Raw genomic sequence first — 201 nt, 5'->3', positions numbered from 1 at the left:
AGCCGGAACCGCATCCGGAGCCGGAGCCGGGGCCGGGGCCGGAGCCGGGGCCGGGGCCGGAGCCGGGACCGGGGCCGGGGCCGGAGCCGGGACCGGGGCCGCGGCGGAGGGCTCCGCCGCCTGCTCGGGCAGCAGGGCGAGGATCGCCTCGAAGGTGCCGGCGTCCAGCAGTTCGGCCAGCCCGGGCGCTCCGCCCAGCTC

1 protein-coding gene is annotated in these 201 nt (G+C 83.1%); it reads right to left on the bottom strand.

Annotated elements, in window-relative coordinates; genetic code table 11:
• Positions 1 to 201 (bottom strand): hypothetical protein (locus tag VR44_RS46775; protein WP_045952775.1); only part of this gene is annotated, 201 nt, incomplete at both ends.

This window comes from Streptomyces katrae (assembly GCF_000966975.1).
Taxonomy (GTDB): Bacteria; Actinomycetota; Actinomycetes; order Streptomycetales; family Streptomycetaceae; genus Streptomyces; species Streptomyces katrae.
The sequence above is the reverse complement of the archived record's forward strand: the minus strand, read 5'-3'. Positions and strand labels throughout refer to the sequence as shown.